This is a genomic window from Coriobacteriia bacterium (genome assembly GCA_034370385.1).
Taxonomy (GTDB): Bacteria; Actinomycetota; Coriobacteriia; order Anaerosomatales; family PHET01; genus JAXMKZ01.
Map to the genome: position 1 here is coordinate 1 of JAXMKZ010000041.1, position 19612 is coordinate 19612.

Consider the following 19612-nt stretch of genomic DNA (forward strand, 5'->3'; position numbering starts at 1 on the left):
TCGCGCTCACCTGAGGGCCGAAAGGGGCCTCTCCGCCGAAGCGCTGCGCCCGCGAATTGCCCGCAACCTCCTCGATTCCGCCCCAGAAGACCGCAAACCCCCGTCGACCCGGAGACCGACGGGGGTTTGTCAGCAGTCTGAAGCCCCCGCTGAGGAGCGGGGGCTTCGTCGTGTCATGGCATCGGGAATCGCCCGCGAGTAGGTCGGCAGCTGGCCCGCGTGGCGGAGGGGGTGGGATTCGAACCCACGAGACCCTTGCGGGCCTACTGGTTTTCAAGACCAGGGCATTCAACCACTCTGCCACCCCTCCGTGCTCGCGCGGCGAGGGCAGGATATCACGCGCATCAGGCTTCGGTGCACCAGAGGGTTGCGACCCCCAAGAAAAGTTAGTACACTAACTACATGTCGGGTCCGATGAGGGCCCCGATGGATGACACCGGGAGTTGATCGTGCGACCTGAACCCACCGACGTCGGCTACCTCGCCAACCGCTTCGCTCGACTCATGCGTGCGCGCATGGCCGACAACCTGAGTCCCACCGGACTCACGCCGCAGCAGGCCGCCGTTCTGCTGTCGGTGGTCCATGCGCCAGGAGTGTCCACGCCCAGCGCGGTGGCGGGACGCCTCGGGATGGATCGGCCCACCATGACCGGGCTCGTTCGTCGGCTGGAGCGCGACGCGTGGCTCGAAGTCACGCCGAACCCGGGGGACAGCCGTTCTCACCTGCTCGCCCCGAGTCCACGCGCGACTGCGGCGCTGGCCGATATCGAAGATGCTGCCGCTCGGGTGACGTGCGCGCTGGTTGGCGTGGTCGGCGCCCAGCGCGTGAGCGAGCTGGCCGCACTCCTGGCCGAGGCAGGCGATGCCCTCGAGGCGTCGCCCGAGATGAAGGGTGTCCGATGAACGGAATCGTGCTGGTCACCGGAGCCAGTGGGAACGTGGGTAACGAGGTCGTGAAGCAGCTCGTCGCGCGCGGCCAGCGCGTACGGGCCGCCACGCGGACGGCATCGTCGCTGCCGTTTGCAGCTCACGGCATCGACACGTGCGCATTCGACTTCACTGATCCCGCGACGTTTGGGCCCGCACTTGCGGGTGTCGACCGGGTCTTTCTCGTCCGTCCGCCGCACATGGCCAAGGCTGCGGCGTTCGAGCCGTTCCTGTCAGCGATGCATGAAGCGCGCGTCGGGCACGTCGTGTTCTTGTCGTTGTTGGGAGTGGAGCGCAACCCCATCGTGCCGCACCATGGAATAGAGAAGCGACTCAAAGGAAGCGGGCTCGGCTGGACGATGATCCGACCCGGCTTCTACATGCAGAACCTCTCGACGACCCACTTGGCCGACATCCGCGACCACGGTGTCATCAGCGTGCCTGCCGGCAACGGCAGAACCAGTCTGATCGACGTGCGCGACATCGCCGAGGCCGTGGCCGTTGTGTTGAGCGAGAATGGCCACCTTAACCGGGGCTACGCGGTCACCGGGCGAGAGGCCATCACCTACCAGGACGCCGCGCGCATCTTGAGCCAGGTCACGGGCCGCGAGATCCGCTACACGGCGCCGAGCGGGGCCCAGTTCGCTCGCCACATGGCGGCAGCCGGCCACCCCCGAGACTTCATCACCGTCATGCGCGGCATCTACCTCGTCGCCAAGCTCGGGATGGCCGGGACCGTCACGCAGGAGCTGCCCCGCCTCATCGGTCGTCCGGCCATCACATTCGAGCAGTTCGCCCGGGACAACGCGGCACTGTTCGGTTCGCCGGCAAGCGCGGTCCCGGCAAGCGCATAGCCCCGGAGCTGTGGGCGCGCTAGACTCGAACCCGAGGGCGAGGATCGAGGGCGATGGCACGGGGGCCAAGCGTGGAGAACTCCGACAAGACCTACATGGCCATGGCGCTTGAGCAGGCGCGCGCGGCCGAGGCCATCGGCGAGGTGCCGATCGGCGCGGTCGTCGTGTGCGACGGTGCCGTCGTGGCCGGGGCGTGCAACCGGCGCGAGATCGACCATGACCCCGCCGGGCACGCGGAGCTCCTCGCCATCCGCGAGGCAGCGTCGAAACTCGGCCGCTGGCGCTTGTCGGACTGCACCGTCTACGTGACCCTTGAGCCGTGCCCGATGTGTGCGGGGCTCATGCATCAGGCGCGCATCGCTCGCTGCGTGTACGCGGCACCCGACCCGAAGGCCGGTGCCCTCGGCACGCTGTACGATCTACACGATGATACGCGGCTGAACCATCGGTTCGAGGTGACTACGGGTGTCCTCGAGGCGGAGTCGGCCGAGATGCTGCGCGCGTTCTTCAGGCGGCTGAGGGAGGAGAAGTCGTGATATTGCGAACGAGAATCGCGCTCGTAGGAGTGGTGCTTGGCCTCATCGTGGGCATCGGCGCTCTCGGCCCAGCCGCCGCGCTGGCCAAGGACTACTCGGTCGACACCGTCAACATCGCTGCGCAGGTGCTCGACAACGGCGACCTGCGCGTCGTGGAGCGCCGGGCGATGACGTTCAACGGCGACTACTCGCGCGTGTACTGGATCTTGGGCACCGGGGGCTCGAGCGGCATCGAGGTCGTCTCAGTGGGAGACGCGGCCGGCGCATACTCGCCCACGGGCGATTCCGCGGGCATCGACGACCGCACGCTGCGGGTGCCGGGCACGTACCTGGTGCGTGACACCGGCAGCGCGGTCGAAGTGCACGTCTTCCACGATGCGGCTGACTCGACGCGGGAGTTCGTGCTCGAGTACGTCGCCAAGGGGGCCGCGAAGCGGTGGACCGATACCGGCGAGCTGTACTGGCAGTTCCTAGGCGACGGGTGGGAGGTTCCCGCCGGTAGCTTCGAGGCGGCGATCACGCCGCCCGCGCCGCTGACGAAGGATCAGGTCAAGGCCTGGGCGCACGGCCCGCTCACGGGCGTGGTGGCTATCGGAGACGACGGCACGGTGACGTTGCAGGTTGACGACGTGCCCGCGACCACGTTCGTGGAAGCGCGCGTGCTCTATCCGGTTGAGGCTCTGCCCGCGGCGCCCCTCATCGAGGAGCCGCGACTTCAGCAGGTGCTCGACGAAGAGGGCTCGCGGGCTGATGAGGCCAACAGCGCGCGCGTCGCCGCTCGCGTCCAGACGTGGGGGTGCTCAGGATTTGCAGCGATTTTCGGCATAGGGGTGCTCGCCTTCTTCGTCGTTCAGTTCAACCGGCATGGCCGAGAGCATCCGTCTGACTTCCAGGGTGACTATTTCCGCGAGGACCCGGCGCCGCACCTGCACCCGGCGGTGATCGGGGCGCTGTGGCGGTTTGGCACCGTGAAAGATGAGGACATCGCCGCGACGCTCATGAATCTGGCGGACCGGGGCATCATCCAGATGGCCCCGATCACCGTCGACAAGACCGGGCTCGCGGGCGTGTTCGGGGGCAAGGAGGACACGTTCCTGCTCACGAGGGTGCCCGAGAAGGCGGTCGGGCTCGATGCCATCGACGTGGGGGCGCTGTGGCTGATCTTCGATGTCGTAGGCAGCGGGCGCACACAGGTGGCGCTCACAGAGCTCAAGACCTACGCCAAGGCCAAACCGGAGACCTTCACGAACCAAGTGAAGGAGTGGAAGGCATCAGCCTCGGGAGCGGCCACGGCGGCGGGGTACTTCGACGCCGACGCAGCCGGCTGGCAGATTGGTACCTGGGTGGCGATTGCCATCGTCGGCGCCGTAGCCGTCGCAGCGGCCGTGGTCTCCGGCGCTTGGTGGGCACTGCTCGTGCCCGCGGTATGTGCCATCGCGATGGTTCCGCTCGCCGTGAAGATGAATCGCCGGACCACGGAGGGCAACGACCTCTACCGCCGATACGAGGGTGTCCGCAACTACCTGCGCGACTTCTCCCGGCTCTCCGAGGCTCCGCCACAGTCGGTGGTTCTTTGGAACCGGTTTCTCGTGCTTGCGGTCGTGTTTGGCATCGCCGAGCAGGTCATCGAGCAGCTGCGCGTGAAGCTGCCTGAGGTCGTGCGCGACCCCGGCTTCCAGACGACGTACTGGTGGGCCTACTCGGCCGGTGGCTACGGCCACTCTCCGGTGGGCTCTATCTCGTCGTCGTTTGTGAGTGCTTCGCAGGTGGCCTCCAGTGAGATGTCCTCGTCATCCGGAGGCGGCGGCGGGTTCTCCGGAGGCGGCGGCGGAGGCGGCGGCGGGGGTGGCGGTGGCGCCGACTGAGCGCGCTGTCCCTCGACCCGTGTGTGACCCAGGTCACTCCGGTGCAATCTCGGCCCCACGGCAGCTCGTGCGGGGTATCATGTCATTCGGATTCGAACGAAACACATGCTTGAGCTATGTGCGGGGGCACATCACGAAGCAACGGGCTCGTTGCCCCACGACCACGGCCGTGCGCGAAGGAGGTACTCACGATGAGCCGGGCGCCGAGATGGCTCCTTGTAGCCGCGTTCGCTGCGCTCCTGGCGCCGGCCCCCGCGTACGCCGTGGAGTCCCTGCCGACGTCCGTCGACTCGCTCATTCGCCTTGGCATCAGCCTGGTCGGGCTGCTCATCGCGGCGCTGCTCCTGCTTGAGGCGAGAAAGCTGGGAAAGGCGGCGGCTGGCGGGGCAATCGCCGAGAAACTCAGGTATGTGGTGCTGGCGACGCTGTGTCTGGCCTCATCGGCGTTGGCTGAGTGGGTGCTGAACTTCGTTCCGATGGTGACTATGGCGCAGGTTCAGCTCGCCTCCGAAGTACTCGTCATCGTGGCCATGGCGCTACTGGCGCTCTACTTTGCCAGCGTGCGGCACGGACTCACCAGCTTCATGAAGGCGATGACCGGTTCTCAACTGCTTGACCGAGAAGTGACCGGCACCGCGACCGAGGAGTCACCAGCGGATAGTGACGGGGACGTGGGGCGTGGCTAACCTGCTCGCACAGCGCATAGAGGAAACGCTTCGTCCGGTCATCGGCACCGTTCTGGCCACGGTGTCGGTAGACGTGGAGAGCAAGCGCCTGGGCAAGTCGCCCGATACCATCGAGCGTTCCGATCTCGAACCCATCGCCGACAACCTCATCAACGCGTTGCGTCTGGTGGTCGGTCAGGACATGGCGACGGCCGCCGCACAGAAGGTCCGCCAGCTCGCGTAGTCACGAGGGCCCATCCGGCCGCTGGTGCTACCCGCTCAGCTCGGCCTCAGCAGCTTTGAGCACGCGCGCACCGACCGCCGCATCCCGAAGGCCGCGCCACGGGTCGATGCCCTCCTCCATCCGCGCGAGCACCACCTCCGGCGTGAAGGCCCGGATGTCGAGCGCGGGTTCGTCGAGTTCCTCCCACGCCAACGGCACCGCCACGCTCGGCCCTGCCAGGAACCGCGTCGAGTACGGCGCCACCACACTCGCACCTTCTGAGTTGCGCAGGTAGTCGACGAAGATCCGCCCGTCGCGTCTGTTCTTGGCCATCTTCGGGGTGAGGCGGTCGGGGTCGAGCGCACAGACGCGCTCGGCGAAGGCCCGCGCGAAGGCGCGGATGCGCACGAACTCCCACACCGGCTCAATCGGCAACACGATGTGGAGCCCCTTGCTACCGGTGGACTTCACATGGGGTTCGAAGCCCAGGGCCGCTGCGTGCTCGCGGAACAGCCGGGCGGCATCCGCGATGGCGGGCCAGGTCACCCCGGGGCCCGGGTCGAGGTCCAAGACGATGATGTCGGGCCGGGAAGGGGTGTCGACCGATGACAGCCACGTGTGGACCTCGGCAACGCCCATCTGGGCCAGTGATACGAGGCCCGCGGCATCGCGGACAACGAGCCACTCCTCATCGTCGTCGTGCTCCGCCAGCGCGTGCGTGAAGCGCCCGACTGCTGCGGGCAGCCCCTTGTCCGGATGGCGCTGGTAGAAGCACTTGGAGCCGTCGCCCACCGGGCAGCGGACCAGCGTGAGGGGGCGTTCCGCCGTCTCGGTGAGCATGAGCGGCGCGACGGTCTCGAAGTAGCGCGCGAACTCGACCTTCGAGAAGCCGCTGTCGGGAAACAAGGTCTTGTCCGGGTGCGTGATGCGGATGCCGGCCACCGTGTTTCCGGACGAAGGCGGTGCCGCGGCCGGCGTCGGCTCGGACTCGAGCGCGGGACGCTCGGGTTCCCGCCGACGAACCTCATGGGGATTCGCCTCGGGGAGCATGCCCTTGAACGACGGCTGCCTGAGGCGTCCTTCAGACGTCCACTCCGCAAAGGCGACTTCGACGACCACGCGGGGTTCGACCCAGCGCACCGCGCGCCCATCGGCTGTCGCGGGTGCGTCATCAAGCGGCGGCGTTGCGCGCACGAGCGGCTCGAGCTGCCCCAGCAGCTCGGCTTGCAGCGCCTCGGTGAAGCCGCTCCCCACGCGTCCTGCGAACCGCAGAACACCGTCGTCGCCCTGTACGGCGACGAGCACGGCCCCGAAACCGGTCCGCCCCGCCGCCGGTTCGCTCACGCCCACGACCACGAACTCCTGCTGCTGACGGCACTTCACCTTGAGCCATGTCTTGGTGCGCCCCGCAGGGTAGCCGGAGTCAGCACGCTTGTAGACCGCGCCCTCGAGCCCCTGCGCGCACGCGATCTCATGGAAGGCGGCTGCCCCATCTGACACGTAGGGGGCCACGCGCACGGGTCCCGCTTCGTCGCCCACAAGCGTGGTCAGGAGCGCTTTGCGCTCTGTCGTGGGAAGCCCGGTGATGTCGTGCCCGTTGAGGTGGAGCAGGTCGAAAGCGGCAAAGGAGATGCGCGCCTGGTCGCTGGCGATAGCGCCCTGCAGCGCAGAGAAATCGGTGGCACCGCGCTCGTCGAAGACGACCGCCTCGCCGTCAAGCAGCGCGGTCTCGGCCGGCAGTGCGGCCGCCGCCCGGCCCAGCCCGGCGAACCGCTTCGTGACATCGGCGCCGTTGCGCGAGAAGCAGCGGGCGCGTCCGCCTTCCACGGCGATCGTGAGCCGGTATCCGTCGTACTTGACCTCGGCCAGCCAACCCGGCTCGGTGGGTGGGGCACTCACCAGCGTGCACAGCGCGAGCTCGGGCGGTTCGAGGGCCCCCGCGGGCGCGCGCTCCTCGGTGGCCTCAACCGGTTCCGGCGTGGCGACCGCAGTCGGTGCCGGCGCCGCGCCGACCTCGTCAACCGTCAGGCCGCTCACGATGCTCTCGGGGCGATCGCGCACGACGTCGAACTCGCTTGAGCGCACGACGTGCTCGTCGCGTTCCTTTATCAGCAGCCAGTTCTCGCCACGTTCGTTGCCGCGTGGTTTGAGCCGGACGAGTACCCACCCTCCCACGAGCTTCGTGCCGTTGAGATGGAACTTGAAGTCCCCCTTCGCCATCGTCGCGTGGGGGTCACCGAGCGGCTCCCAGGTGCCGGAGTCCCAGACGATGACGCTCCCGCCTCCGTACTCGCCGGCGGGAATCGTGCCCTCGAAGTCCGCGTAGTCCAAGGGGTGGTCCTCGACGCGCACGGCCAGCCGCTTGTCGGCGGGGTCCAGAGATGGGCCCTTCGGCACCGCCCACGACAGCAAGACCCCGTCCAGCTCAAGGCGGAAGTCCCAGTGCATCCGCGACGCGTGGTGCTGCTGGATGACGAAGCGCAGCGCATCAGCCGACGGAGAACCGCCGACCGGTTCGGGCGTGCGAGCGAAGTCGCGCTTGGCCTGATACTCCTCAAGCGGCAACCGGCTTCAGCTCCCCGTGGGCGGGGATAGGCGGCTCACGACGCCTCACCCGCGGTCTTGGCCCGGCGCGCCTCCTCGACGCTGCGCTTGAGCAGCTCGGCGATGTCTATCACGGGAGCCACTGCTGCGGGTGGCTGCGGAGCCGTCGGGGTGACCGCTTCGCCTGCCGCCTTGCGTTCGATGAGCGCGAGAACCTCCTCGCGGAAGGTGTCGCGGTATGTTTCGGGCGCCCACGGCCCTTGGATCGTGGCTACCAGCTGGTTCGCGAGTTCAAGCTCGGCCTCGGTGATGCCCAGCGCTTCCAAGTCGGAGCCGGGTACGGCAAGGTCGTCGGCGGCACGCAGGTCGCGCGGGTAGCGCAGCAGCTCGAGCACGAGCAGGTCGCCCTGCGGCACCAGCGCGCAGAGGTGCTGGCGGCTGCGAATCACGACCTGGGCGATGGCGATGCGGCCCGATGCGCGCAGGGCCTCACGCAGGAGCGCGTAGGCCTTGATGCCCGGCTTGTCGGGCGTCAGATGGTAGGGGGTGTCGAAGTAGGAGAGCGGCACCTCGTCTGCGCACACCGCGCCGAGCACGTCGATCGTCTGCGTCGCGGCCACGTTGGCCGCTTTGATCTCGTCGTCGGTCACCGTGATCCAGCGCCCGTCGCCGACCTCACGCCCCTTGACGATCAGCTCCCACGCCACCTCCTCGCCGGCCTCGTTCACGCGCTTGGTGTGGATGGGCGACAGATCTCGGCTGTCGAGGAGGTGAAAGGCGATGTCGTTGGTGGCGACGGCAGGCATCACCGAGACGGGAATCGTGACGAGGCCAAATGAGATCGTGCCCCTCCAGATCGAGCGCGGCATGAGCGACCCCTACCCGCCCAAGCCGAGCCAGCGGCCGGCGTAGAAGCCGGCGGCGGCGACCGCCGAGTTCAGAACCGTTCCCCACACCATGTCGATCACGGAGATCTGCCAGGGCCAACCGTCTATCGTCGCTAGGTTCGTGAGATCGTAGGTCGCGTACGCGAGCAACCCGAACAGAGCGCCACGCCACACCGCGCCGAGCACGGCTCCCTCCCGAAGCCCGGGAATGACGGCCAGCGCGAGGATGCCGACGACGTAGAAGAGGTAGAACGCTGCGGCTACCGGCAGGTTCGGTTGCGCCTTGAGCAGCCCGTCGGGTGCGGTGCCCAGCATCGGCTGGTAGATGCGCGGCGTGGCTACCGTGAGCCAGACGAAGTCAATAGCGAAGAAGACAGCTGTGGTGATTCCGTAGAGCGCGATGAGCTTTCCGGTGGGCATGGGCTCCTCCGTGGGTCGGGTGCGGTCGTTCTGTCAGGTAGATTCCCTACGGGAGCCATTGACACGCGCGGTGGTAGAATCCTCAGTGCGGACCGGCACCGGGGGAGGGACCAACAAGTGAAGCGCGATATCACCCTCAGGCAGCGCCTTATGATCAGCTACGTCATTTCGGCGCTCATCCCGCTCTCCGTCGCGATGTTCGTGGCCACTCCGTGGTTCAGGAGCGCCACGGGCGAGCAGGCGCAGAGCACGCTCGAGACCCACGCCACGGTGATGAGGTCCTCGTTTGATGATCGGCTTCAGGATCGAGGCGACCAGGTGGGCTCCATCGCCCGGTTGTTCCGTGACGCGAAGCTTCAGTCCGATGCTGAGATATCAGATGAGCTCGGCCGTCAGTCGGCGACCTTGGGCTTCGACTACCTGATGTTCGTCGACCGGCAGGGCACCGTGCGCGCGTCGACGGAGGGGCTTGAGGCCCGTCGACTGGGGTGGGGTGCGGTAGAGCGTTTGCGCAGCTCCCGCGATCCGCAGGCGTTCGTCGCCATCGTCCCGGCGCGCGAGCTGCAGTCCCTCGGCGCGACAAGCGGGCTCGACATCGAGGCGAAGGAGACCGACGGCGGCACGGTCGTGCCGACCGAGGCAGATGGCGCACTCGCGCTCGTGGCCTTGGCCCCCGTCGCCACAGACACGGGTTCCGTCGGTACCCTCGTGGGCATCGAACTTCTCAAGGGCGACAACGCCCTGGTGGACTCCGTGGTGAACAAGGTCGGCGGTGTGGCCACGGTGTTCCAGAATGGCGTCCGAGTGGCGACCACCGTGCAGAACGATGCTGGCGAGCGAGCTGTCGGCACGGTCATCTCCGACAAGGTCCGAGCCGCCGTGTTGGAGACGGGAAAGCCCTTCCGCGGTGAGGCGTTCGTGGTGAACCGCGACTACTTCGCCGCCTACGAGCCGCTCATCGATCCTGACGATGCGGTGGTCGGCATGCTCTTCGTGGGATTGGACAAGACGCCGTACGACGCGGCGTCGAACGCCTTCTCGTGGGCCATGGGCATGGTAGTGCTCTTCGGCGTGGTTGTGGCAGTGCTCTTCGCCTGGTTCATATCGAACGCGCTCGCGCGACCGGTCGTGGCCGTTGGTACCGCGGCGAATCAGGTGGCGTCAGGCGACCTGACTGTACAGGTCCCCGAGAAGGGCTTCCTCGAGGCCCGTATCACGGGAGCCGCGTTCAACAAGATGACGATCAGCCTGCGAGGGCTCATCGGCAGCGTCAGTTCGTCGGTCACCAGTCTGGATTCGGTCGCCACACAGATCGCACAGTCGTCCAATCTCGAGGCTGAAAGCGCAACGTCGCAGGCATCATCGGTTGCCGAGGCCACGGCGACGATCGAGGAGTTGGATCGATCCTTTGCGGCGGTTGCGGACGGCGCACGGCGGGTGCTCGAGATCGCGGAGGACTCGCTCGAGACGGCCGAGAGCGGCCGTGAGGCGGTCGAGGGTGGACTTGGGCATGTCGAGCGACTCGCAGGCGGCGCGCAGGTCGTGCTCTCCGCGGCGGGCAGCTTGAATGCGGTGGCTGAAGATATCGGGCAGGTCACCTTCGTCATCGGCTCGATCGCCGAACAGACCAAGATTCTCGCGCTGAATGCGGCGATCGAAGCGGCGCGCGCGGGCGAGGCGGGCAAGGGGTTCGGCGTGGTCGCGACAGAGATTCGCACCCTGGCCGATTCGGTATCCACGTCCATCGGTCGCATCGGGGCGCTCGTCCAAAGCATCCAAGACGCGAGCCGCGAACTGGCGGCGAGCGCTGAGGCGCAGGCGGAGCTCGGCTCCAGCACGGTAGCCGAGACAGGACGCACCCGCGACAAGTTCGATGAGATCTACGAGCGCATGCACAAGACCGCCCTTGCCGCCCGCGAGATCGCTACAGCCGCTTCGCAGCAGCAGTCCGCCGCGCGTCAGATCGTGGACGTGATGCAGCAAGTATCTGCGGGCGTGACGAGTAACGCCGCGTCCGCGCAGCAGCTGGCGCAGTCCGCGGCGTCGGTCAAGACCGAGGCAAGCAAGCTTGCAGGTGGGCTTCAGGGCTTCAAGACCGACTGACGGGTGGCGGCCCGTGCCGCCGCGAACGCTTCGAGGGGAATCACGCTGCCGCTGCCCGAGGACATCGAAGACAGGATGCTCGTCCTCGGCGGCGGACTGCCGTCGGTACGTCGGCAGAACTGGGCCGACATTCTTATGCTCGTTCTGGTCATCGCGCTGGGCACCGCGGCCATCTGGGGGACGCTCGCCGGCGTGACGAACCTGGTCGTCGAGGCGGCGGTGCTCGGGTTGGTGGCGGTCTCGTTCTCCGGAGTGTATCGCCGGATGATGTCGCGGCCCGATCACGTGCGGGCGCTCCAGTCCGACCGGATGCTCAAGATCGCGAACGAGTCGCTTCCGTTTCTGAGCCACGGCCTGAACCCGGAATCCGCCGGCGAGGTCTGTCGCATCGTCTTGGCCGAAAGCGCATCGGCTGCCGTGGCCATCACCGATGCTGACACCGTCTTGGGGTTTGCCGGAGTGGGAGAGGAGCACCACCACGTCGGAGGCCCCATCATCACCCGCGCGACGCACGAGGCGCTTAGTGACGACGAGCCGCGGATCCTGCACACCAAGGAAGAGATCGGCTGCCCCGAGCCGACCTGTCGGCTACGCGCGGCGATCGTCGTGCCGCTTGAGCAGCGAGACAGGCCCGTCGGCACGCTGAAGTTCTACTACACCTCCGACAAGTACCTGAACGAGACCCAGCTGGCGATGGCAGAGGGGCTTGCGCGGCTGCTCTCCACGCAGTTGGAGCTGGCCGAGCTTGAGTACCAGACCGATCTGGCGCGCGAGATGGAACTCAAAGCACTACAGGCGCAGATCAACCCGCACTTCCTGTTCAACACCATCAACACCATCGCCGCGTTCATCCGTACCGACCCGATTGAGGCCCGACGTCTGCTGCGGAACTTCGGCTCCTTCTACCGCCGAACGCTCGAGCAGGCCAACAACCTCGTCACCGTCGAGCGGGAGCTTGAGTTCGTGCGCATGTACCTTGAACTGGAGCAGGCGCGCTTCGGTGATCGTCTCGCGATCGAGTACGACGTTGACGACGAAGCGCTGGCTCAGTCGCTGCCGGCATTCATGGTGCAGCCGCTCGTGGAGAACGCGATCGGTCACGGCATGAGACCTGACGGGTCCACCCTCACCGTGCGCATCACCGGGGCGTGCACGGGTGGCGTGCTCCGTCTGGCGGTGGCCGACGACGGCATCGGCATTCCGCCGGAGCGCTTGGCGCACATCTTCGAGACCTCCGCCAGCACCGGTCTGGGTATCGCTTTGCGCAACGTCAGGGACCGTCTCAAGGGGTACTTCGGCGAGGGCGGTGCGTTCACCATCACGAGTGATTCGGGTGTCGGAACGACGGTCACCCTCGAAATCGCGCCGCTCGCCGCTAGCCAGGTGCCCTGCGCGCAGCCGGCCGCCGGCAGTCCGGCGGGTCAGTAGCCCCGAATTCGCCGCTCACCAGCGCTTCTTACGCCGCTGACGGTGAGCGCACGCAGGCCGCGCGCCGCTCACCCGCCTGATGCTGCCGAATGCCGACGCTCTCTCACCGCTGGCAGGTACTTCCTCCCGCTCGCCTCCGCACGCGCCTAGAGTCCACGTGTCGGCCTGTCCGGTCTACGTGCAATGTGCACAAGGAGGTGAACGAGATGAAGGTCTGCATCAAAGGAGCTGCTGAGCAAGTGAAGATGGGTGAGATCGACGAGGTGTGTCTCGACGTCGATAAGATCCTTCTCGCTACCGATGGTTCCGAGCCTGCGGTCATGGCGACCCAGTACGCGGTCACACTCGCCAAGACCTTCAACGCCACCATCAAGGCGATCTTTGTCGATGATGGGGCAGAGAGCCTGCAGCTCCCCGAAGAGAGCGAAGCAGATGACGTGTGGGAAGGTGCCCACCCGTCGGTCAAGGGCCTCGGCATAGCCAAGGTCATGTGTGAGCGCAACGATATCCCCGTGGAGATCAAGATCATCCACGGCGGCGTCGCGAAGCGCATCGTCAAGACCGCCGAGGAGATGGGCGCAGATCTCATCGTCCTTGGTGACACCGGCCGAACCGGTCTCAAGCGCCTGGGCATGGGCAGCATCTCTGAGACCGTCATTCGCGCCTCTTCCATTCCCGTCTTCGTCGTCAAGATCGACTGACGAGAACCCAAGGAGGTGTGAAATGAGCAAGGGCATAACTTCTGAGAAGGGCCGCGTCGAGACTCTCGGCGGCAAAGTGATCATGCGGGTAGGGACCCACGTTGACACGCTCGAGACCGTCGACGAGGTCTTCAAGGTCCAGCGCAGACTGAGTTTCACCTACGGCGCCGTCTTCTTTGCCGTCACGCTGGCCATTCCGGCGGGATCGGTGTGGATTGAGAGCTGGTACGCCACGACCATCTGGGGCGGCTTCACTCCCAACTACCTGTTCGTCTCGCTGCTCTACTTCGTGTTCCTGTGGGGCATGGCGTGGACGTACTCGGTGCAGGCGGACAAGCTCGACGACAAGATCAACGACATGGCCGATGCGGCCGAAGCCAAGCTGATGAGGGGCGGTGATGCATCGTGAATATGGTCGCAGTGGGTCTCGTTATCGCGCTCATCCTCTTCACCATCGGACTGTCCATCTTCTCGAGGCGTTTCACCCGCACCACGGCCGACTTCTATCTCGCGGGACGCAAGGTCGGCACGTTCACGAACGCGTCAGCGATCTCGGGCGACTACCTGTCGGCCGCCTCGTTCCTAGGTGTTGCAGCCGCCGTCTACGCCTCGGGGCTCGACGGTGTGTGGTACGCCGCAGGCTTCGCGGGCGGCTTCATGGTGGTCGTGCTGTTCATCGCCTCGCCGCTCAGGCGTTTCGGTGAGTACACCGTCGCTGACTTCGCGTTCGGGCGCTTCGGCACCAGCCGGATGCGTCTGCTGACGGTGCTTGCGGTACTGCTCGTGTCGCTGTTCTATATGGCTCCGCAGATGTTCGGAGCGGGTTCAACGTGGCAGGTGCTCGTCGGCGCCGGCATGTTCGGTATGGACCCGTACACCACGGGCGTCGTCGTGGTTGCCGCGATCATGATGTTCTACGTCGCGGTCGGCGGCATGAAGGGAACCACCCTGAACCAGGTGTTCCAGTTCTGGTGGCTCATGTTCGCGATGACTCTGGTTACGATCTTCGCCTTCGGCAGTGGCTTCAGCTATCCGGGCGAGCTCGCGAAGCAGAGTGAGTCAAAGCTCACCGGCGCCAAGACGATGACCGTCGCTGAGCTCGTCGCCCCCATCAAGGATCCTGCGACAGGTGAACCGGTCATCAACGAGGAGACCGGCCAGCCCAAGACCGTCTATGACAACGCGAAGGCGACCATGAGCCCCGAGGCGTTCGCCGGGGTCGAGGAGGTCATCGCGGCAGGTGACGAGACCGCCAAGGTCGACGTCCTGCTTGGTCAGGCCAACAAGCTCCACAAGTTGCGCACCATGTTGTTCAACGAGCCAGGCCACCGCTACAACCCGCTCGACCAGTTCTCTATGGTGCTTGCGTTGGTCCTGGGTACGGCTGGCCTGCCGCACATCTTGAACCGGTACTACACCAACCCGTCAGGCAAGGCCGCCCGCCGTTCCACCTTCTGGGTGCTCGTCTTCATCGGCATCTTCTACATCATCTCGCCGATCGTCGGGCTTGCCAGTCGGAGCATCATCGGCGATGCCGCAGCCAACGGCACCTACAACGCGACCGCGCCGCTGGTCGACGGAGTCTTGGTCAAGGCCGATCAGCTGATGCCCACGGTGGGCCTGCTGCTGGGCGGCGACTGGCTGATGGGCATCGTGACCGCAGGCGCGTTCGCCGCGATGTTCTCGACCATCGGTGGGCTGCTGATTGCTGCGGCGTCCGCAGTCGGCCACGATGTATATGAGAAGTACGTGGACAAGAACGCGACTGAGGCCAAGAGGGTTGCTGTGGCCAAGATATCGGTCGTCAGCTTCGCCCTGATCGCGCTTGGTGTCGGTCTGGCCATTCCGGCCTCCGGTCTGGACAAGGCGTACCCGGCCTTGATCGCCATGATGGTGACCTGGGCGTTTGCGGTCGGCGCATCGGCCTTCGTGCCGGTGCTTGTGACCGGCGTCTGGTGGAAGGGCACGACCGAGAAGGGCGCGCTGGCCGGCATGTTCGTCGGCCTGTCCAGCTCGATCCTGATCATCTTCATGAACATCCTCATGCAGCTGAAGGTCATTCCTGCGACCGGTCTGCTCGGCTTTCTCGGGGCGTTGACCTTCCCGGTCATCTTCACCTTCCCGCTTGCGCTGTTCACGATCATCATCGTGAGCAAGATCGACGGCAAGGTGCCCGACAACATCGACGAGATCTGGATGCGCATCCACGGTACTGCCAGCGAGCGTCACGAGCGTGACGTCGAGTCCGGCAAGGTAAGCCCCGTGTAGCACGCGGTTTCGCCCGGGGTGTCCTCGTAAGCACCCCGGGCTTCAGCCGCCTTCTCTCGGCGGCTAAGCCGACCGCAGGTCCCCGACCACCCACCCTGGTCGGGGACCTGCGCGTCACCAGGGCCTCAGCGCAACGGGTGGGTGTAGGCGCCGATGGGACGCTCGGAGAGCGGGACCATCGAGTCGACGAACCTTGTCCGGACCGTGCGCCCGCACCGCATCGATCCGAGATGCGCTGCTTCACTGGCGACGCGGTCGCGAGTGTCGACGCTCGCCTCGGCGAACAGGTGCACCAGCACCTCAGGCTCCGAGCACGTCAGCACGTCCCAGATGCCTGCGATGCGGCCGTTCACGAGCACGACGGACGTGACGTGGCGTGCGGCATCGAACACATAGGGCCGCGCGGCGTCGTCGAGGAAGCGCGAGCGGTCGGTGTAGCTCAGGATCAGCGGGTCGAGTGTCGGCAGGAGCGCTACTGCGGAACCGTCGGTCAAAGAGGCGCGCTCCAGCTCCTCAGCGTCAGCCACGTGCATGAGCCACGTGCCCTCGTGTCCTCGCAGGGTGATCTCGGTCAGCTCGTCTTCGAGCGCATTGAACGCGCGCCGCACGCGCTTGAGGTCCATTCCCGTCCACCACGCGGCATCGCGCGCGCTCACGGGACCGAACCCGCGGACATAGGCGCGCAGCAGTTCAGCTCGCGCGTCGTCCTCACTGATGCGTCCCAGTGCGATGTCGGGAAACACCTGAGCGAAGGGCGCGAACGTCTGCACACGTCCGAAGCGCCCGTCTCGGGGCGCGCATCGAGCAAGTGACGCCTCGGCGCACATGAGTGTGACCACCGCGGCTAGGTCGACGTTGGGCCGCAGCCTCTCGCGCAGCTCTGCCGTTGTGAGGGGCTTCTCGGCCGTGGCGTCCAGCACCTGCGCGGCGATTCGCTCGTAGTCGGAAGAGACGATACCCCGCGATTTCACGAAGTCCCTGGCGAAGCGCGTCACCTGTCGCGTGCTGGCGGCGTGGACGATCGGCACCAGGTCGCGCCGCACCGCGTAGAGGACGCCGCGCATGCACCTGATCCGGACGAGGGATCCGCGCTCGTCGAGTGCACGGTCGAGCGCCGCAGGCTCGAAGTTCGGCAGGCGCGCGGCGAGTGACAGGTACGGCGTCGCGGGATCGGCGGCGGTGAAGCCCACGATGTCGCCCGCGAGCGATTCGATGCTCGCCGGCTCCCACGGCGTGTTGAGGTGCTGTCGGGTCAGCACGCGCGGTAGGACACGGGCGGGGTCGTAGCTGCGTGTCCGCGGCACCGGGCAAGCGGTCGAGCGTGCGGCCTCATCGGGGCGGGCGCCGAGGGGGCGTGAGCTCGGCAGCGCGGCGACATCGACGGCGGCGATACGGCCCGCGAGCGGAGCGAGGCGAGCGAGTACCGCGAGCACGCGAGCGGTCGCATAGGGCGAGGGCTCGCCGCGCCGCCCGAAGCTGAAGCGCCCGAAGCCGCAGTGTGTGCGCACGGGCGAGACGCGGCCGTCCGCGCCGACGTTGTGGCTGACGAGCGCGGCGGCGATCTGGGCAGTGGCGATAGCGTCGGCGTCGTCATCGGCGCCGCCATCCCAGACCTCGGGGAAGCGCGACACAACATCGAGCACGGCAAGGGCGTCGTACCAGAACGACGGCCATTTCACCGTCTTGAACTGGTAGCCGTGCCCGAAGTCGTAGGGCCGTTCTTCGGCGCGCAGACGCCAGAAGGCAAGCAGCGTCCGCGCGGCATCGGAGGCCCAGGCAGGGCGCTGGTCTGCCGGAACGTGCGCCAACGCGCGGGCGGCCTCGAGGGTCACTTGCGGGCAGGCATCGGTGCGCCGGACGGTGAAGTCGATCAGCGGCCGCTTCTCCGGCAGGCAGCGCCACCCGCGACCCTGCGGAGACTCTGACGAGTCGCCGGCCAGCCGCTTGAGCGCTGCGGTGACCCGGGCATCGTTTGACCGGCCCAGCCGCAACGCCACATCGAGAATGGCGTTCGAATCGCAGGTGACAGCGCCGCGCTCGGGCTTGGGCCGGGCGGCCAGTGACTCCGGTATCACGAAGCGGCCGTGCCGGTCCCGGCTCGAAAGCATCGCGTCGAGCAGGGCGTCCAGACTGTCGTCGTCGCCCGCTCGAACTCCGAGGTCGGCGAGCAGCCCTAGCCGGTTGGGTGCGAACAGCGGGTTGTGGTGATCCGAGACTGACCCGGAGGATCCCCATGCCGGAAGCTCGGCGATCAGAGTGCGCACGGCGGGATCCCCGACCACCTGAAGGCGCGCCGCCACTACTGACGGGTCGCCAGCGTCTCGCCCCAGGACTTCCGTGAGGACGAGCCACGTCGCGATCGGTTCGCCGGAGCCCATGATCCATGGCAGCGGATCGGCGGGAAGCACGCCTGCGCTGACGAGGGCTGAGACTGCGGAGTTCGTGGTCGAGCACATGGTCACATGATAGCCCCGCGTGGGGCGGTTTTGCGCGGCGACAGGTGCGCGTATGGAGCAAGAACGCAGTTGGGCACTACGGCCGCCGCGCCGATATACTCTTTGTACGCTGCACTCGAAGGGGAGAGCGGTCATCCGGGGAGGGAGTCGTCACGTGGGCAAGAAAGGCACGCTCATCGCCGTCATCGCTACGGTAGTGGTACTCGCGATGTGGCTCATCGGCATGTACAACGGACTGGTCCAGCAGGATCAAGAAGTGAAGACCCAGTGGGCGCAGATCGAAAACCAGCTCAAGCGCCGTGCGGATCTCATCCCCAACCTCGTCGAGACGGTCAAGGGCTTCGCGGCCCAGGAGAAGGAAATCATCGGCCAGATCACCGCCGCGCGCGCGGCACTCTCCGGCGCCGGCACCCCGGCCGAGGCCGCCGAGGCGGACGCGGCGCTCACGAGCGCATTGGGTCGCCTTCTGGTGGTTGTCGAGGCGTACCCGAATCTCAAGAGCGACCAGACGTTCATCCGGCTCATGGACGAGCTGTCCGGAACTGAGAACCGCATCGCCGTGGCCCGCAAGGACTACAACGACGTGGTGAAGGTCTACAACGTGAAGGTGCGCACCTTCCCGACCAACGTCATCGCCCCGATGTTCGGCTTCGCGCTGGCGGACTACTTCGAGATCACGGATGCCGAAGCGCAGACGCCTCAAGTCGATTTCGGCAAGTAGGCGATAGCGATGGTGCGGCGACTGTTCGCCGTCGCGGCGCTGACCGCGGCGCTGTTCGCGTTGCCTCAGATGGCATTCGCGGAGTACGTGCTGGACGAGGCCAACGTGATCCCGCCTGACATCGAAGCGCGCATCGAGGCACTGTCCGCGCGCATCGAGTCCTCGACGCCCGGTGCCGAGATCGCGGTCGTGACGGTGAAGTCGCTTGACGGCCGCACGATCGAAGAAGTCGCCGAGGCGCGCTTCGACGAGCTCGGTGTCGGCTCGGAGAAGCTCGACAACGGCGTGCTGCTGATGGTCGCGCCGGTGGAGAAGAAGGTGCGCATCGAGGTCGGATACGGGCTCGAGGGCGCCATCCCCGATGGACGCGCGGGCGCGCTCATCGATGAGGACGTGCTGCCGCGCTTCAGTGAGGGAGACCTGGCAGGCGGCATCGAAGCGGGGCACGCTCGGCTGGCGTCCTACGTCGCGGCCGAGTACGAGGCTGGCGCCGTTGACGTTCCTGGTGACTCCGCAAGCGGCGACTGGATGATCGTCTTCATCATCGTGCTTGTGCTCGGAGGGATCGTGGGATTCTTCGTCCTCGCCACGGCGAAAGGATGGATCAAGCCGGGACCACCTGGAGGCGGCTCGTCGGGCGGCTTCGGGGGGCCGAGCAGTTTCGGTGGTTCAGGAGGTTTCGGCGGTGGCTCGAGTGGAGGCTCGGGAGGCGGCTTCGGCGGTGGAGGCTCCGGAGGCGGAGGAGCGAGTCGCGGCTGGTAGGGGCGACCGAGCGCTCCGCGCCGAGGAGCCCGTTGCCCACAGGCCAGCCGCGCAGGTATACTCCCGCTTGCGCTCACGCGCCCAACGGAGAGCTGTCCGAGTGGTTGAAGGAGCACGACTGGAAATCGTGTGTGCGCCTTTGAAGCGTACCCAGGGTTCGAATCCCTGGCTCTCCGCCAGAGATGTGAAACGGACGCCGTGCCCCTACAGGGTGCGGCGTCCGTCGTATTCCGAGCGCACCCCGGGTCGGCGT

The 19612-nt window shown here is 66.7% G+C and carries 17 protein-coding genes and 2 tRNA genes; 14 read left to right on the plus strand and 5 right to left on the minus strand.

Features of this window, described 5'->3' with window-relative positions; genetic code table 11:
* Nucleotides 1–220: 220 nt before the first annotated feature.
* Nucleotides 221–310 (minus strand) — tRNA-Ser (locus U1E26_08210).
* Nucleotides 311–449: 139 nt separating this feature from the next.
* Here U1E26_08210 and U1E26_08215 point away from each other — a divergent pair.
* The 6 genes from U1E26_08215 to U1E26_08240 all read left to right on the plus strand — a co-directional run bounded on the left by U1E26_08215 (nt 450) and on the right by U1E26_08240 (nt 5090).
* Nucleotides 450–902 carry a MarR family transcriptional regulator gene (locus U1E26_08215; GenBank protein ID MDZ4169625.1) on the plus strand — a complete coding sequence of 151 codons (453 nt, stop codon included), beginning with the start codon at nt 450–452 and terminating at the stop codon, nt 900–902.
* A complete protein-coding gene (locus tag U1E26_08220; protein MDZ4169626.1) occupies nt 899–1780 on the plus strand; it encodes an SDR family oxidoreductase in 882 nt (293 codons plus the stop codon). Before U1E26_08215 ends, U1E26_08220 begins: the two co-directional genes overlap by 4 nt.
* A 53-nt stretch (nt 1781–1833) precedes the next feature.
* A complete protein-coding gene (tadA, locus tag U1E26_08225; GenBank protein MDZ4169627.1) occupies nt 1834–2316 on the plus strand; it encodes a tRNA adenosine(34) deaminase TadA in 483 nt (160 codons plus the stop codon).
* Nucleotides 2313–4181, plus strand: a complete 1869-nt coding sequence (locus U1E26_08230; GenBank protein MDZ4169628.1) for a DUF2207 domain-containing protein — start codon at nt 2313–2315, stop codon at nt 4179–4181. The genes tadA and U1E26_08230 overlap by 4 nt, the downstream gene beginning before the upstream one ends.
* 191 nt (nt 4182–4372) lie before the next feature.
* The gene (locus U1E26_08235) at nt 4373–4867 is read left to right on the plus strand and encodes a hypothetical protein (GenBank protein ID MDZ4169629.1); all 495 of its coding nucleotides are present in this window, start codon (nt 4373–4375) and stop codon (nt 4865–4867) included.
* Nucleotides 4860–5090: a hypothetical protein gene (locus tag U1E26_08240; GenBank protein MDZ4169630.1), complete on the plus strand. Its 231-nt coding sequence runs from the start codon at nt 4860–4862 to the stop codon at nt 5088–5090. Before U1E26_08235 ends, U1E26_08240 begins: the two co-directional genes overlap by 8 nt.
* 27 nt (nt 5091–5117) lie before the next feature.
* Here U1E26_08240 and ligD read toward each other — a convergent pair whose 3' ends face one another.
* Genes ligD through U1E26_08255 form a run of 3 tightly spaced genes read right to left on the minus strand, consistent with a single transcriptional unit; the run spans nt 5118 to nt 8920 of the window.
* Entirely contained in the window at nt 5118–7634 is a 2517-nt protein-coding gene (gene ligD, locus U1E26_08245; GenBank protein ID MDZ4169631.1) for a DNA ligase D, read from the minus strand.
* 35 nt (nt 7635–7669) lie between these two features.
* Nucleotides 7670–8482 (minus strand): Ku protein, encoded by an 813-nt coding sequence (locus U1E26_08250; GenBank protein ID MDZ4169632.1) that lies wholly within the window; start codon nt 8480–8482, stop codon nt 7670–7672.
* A 9-nt stretch (nt 8483–8491) separates the two neighbouring features.
* On the minus strand, nt 8492–8920 hold the full coding sequence (locus tag U1E26_08255; GenBank protein ID MDZ4169633.1) for a DUF2177 family protein: 429 nt from the start codon (nt 8918–8920) through the stop codon (nt 8492–8494).
* A 117-nt stretch (nt 8921–9037) separates the two neighbouring features.
* Here U1E26_08255 and U1E26_08260 point away from each other — a divergent pair, with 117 nt between their 5' ends.
* The 5 genes from U1E26_08260 to U1E26_08280 all read left to right on the plus strand — a co-directional run bounded on the left by U1E26_08260 (nt 9038) and on the right by U1E26_08280 (nt 15420).
* Nucleotides 9038–11023: a methyl-accepting chemotaxis protein gene (locus U1E26_08260; GenBank protein MDZ4169634.1), complete on the plus strand. Its 1986-nt coding sequence runs from the start codon at nt 9038–9040 to the stop codon at nt 11021–11023.
* Between the two features lie 3 nt (nt 11024–11026).
* The gene (locus U1E26_08265; protein MDZ4169635.1) at nt 11027–12451 is read left to right on the plus strand and encodes a histidine kinase; all 1425 of its coding nucleotides are present in this window, start codon (nt 11027–11029) and stop codon (nt 12449–12451) included.
* Nucleotides 12452–12657: 206 nt separating this feature from the next.
* Nucleotides 12658–13152, plus strand: coding sequence for a universal stress protein (locus tag U1E26_08270; GenBank protein ID MDZ4169636.1), 495 nt, complete (start codon nt 12658–12660; stop codon nt 13150–13152).
* 22 nt (nt 13153–13174) lie between these two features.
* On the plus strand, nt 13175–13561 hold the full coding sequence (locus U1E26_08275) for a DUF485 domain-containing protein (protein ID MDZ4169637.1): 387 nt from the start codon (nt 13175–13177) through the stop codon (nt 13559–13561).
* Nucleotides 13562–13563: 2 nt separating this feature from the next.
* Nucleotides 13564–15420, plus strand: a complete 1857-nt coding sequence (locus tag U1E26_08280) for a cation acetate symporter (protein MDZ4169638.1) — start codon at nt 13564–13566, stop codon at nt 15418–15420.
* A gap of 125 nt (nt 15421–15545) precedes the next feature.
* On the opposite strand, the gene U1E26_08285 is transcribed toward U1E26_08280, so the two are convergent.
* Nucleotides 15546–17876 carry a winged helix DNA-binding domain-containing protein gene (locus tag U1E26_08285; GenBank protein ID MDZ4169639.1) on the minus strand — a complete coding sequence of 777 codons (2331 nt, stop codon included), beginning with the start codon at nt 17874–17876 and terminating at the stop codon, nt 15546–15548.
* A 208-nt stretch (nt 17877–18084) separates the two neighbouring features.
* Between U1E26_08285 and U1E26_08290 the strand changes: the two genes are divergently transcribed.
* From U1E26_08290 to U1E26_08300, 3 genes are all read left to right on the plus strand, one after another.
* Complete coding sequence (locus U1E26_08290; protein ID MDZ4169640.1) at nt 18085–18597, plus strand: LemA family protein; 513 nt, start codon at nt 18085–18087, stop codon at nt 18595–18597.
* 9 nt (nt 18598–18606) lie between these two features.
* Complete coding sequence (locus U1E26_08295) at nt 18607–19359, plus strand: TPM domain-containing protein (GenBank protein MDZ4169641.1); 753 nt, start codon at nt 18607–18609, stop codon at nt 19357–19359.
* A gap of 86 nt (nt 19360–19445) precedes the next feature.
* Nucleotides 19446–19538 (plus strand) — tRNA-Ser (locus U1E26_08300).
* Nucleotides 19539–19612 lie beyond the last annotated feature (74 nt).